We start from the raw sequence: 392 nt of genomic DNA, 5'->3' as shown, positions 1-392 counted from the left end.
TGACCAGGCACTGGCGGCTGTTCGTAGTGGCGATACTTTGGTCGTACCAAAGCTTGATCGACTGGCCCGCTCTGTCCCTGATGCACGGCTTATTGGCGACAGCCTGGCATCCCGTGGCGTGAAGCTTCAACTTGGGAACAGTATTCACGATCCGTCTGATCCAATGGGCAAGTTGTTCTTCAACATCCTTGCGACTTTCGCGGAGTTTGAAGCCGATCTGATCCGGATGCGTACTCGTGAAGGGATGGCCGTTGCACGCGACAAAGGTAAACTACGCGGAAAGAAACCCAAGCTTTCTGAACGTCAGCAAAAAGAGCTTCGCCGGATGTATGATACCGGCGATTACTCCATCAGCGATCTTTCAGAACTGTTTTCTATTTCTAGGCCAACTG

At 52.0% G+C, this 392-nt stretch carries 1 protein-coding gene; it reads left to right on the top strand.

Features of this window, described 5'->3' with window-relative positions; all coding sequences use genetic code 11:
* Positions 1–392 (top strand): recombinase family protein (locus KP705_RS18795; protein ID WP_215765404.1); only part of this gene is annotated, 392 nt, incomplete at both ends.

Origin of the sequence: Gluconobacter sp. P1D12_c, assembly GCF_018812105.1 — a bacterium.
GTDB lineage: Bacteria > Pseudomonadota > Alphaproteobacteria > Acetobacterales > Acetobacteraceae > Gluconobacter > Gluconobacter oxydans_A.
Note: the sequence above shows the minus strand (reverse complement) of the source record. Positions and strands in the feature narration are given on the sequence as shown.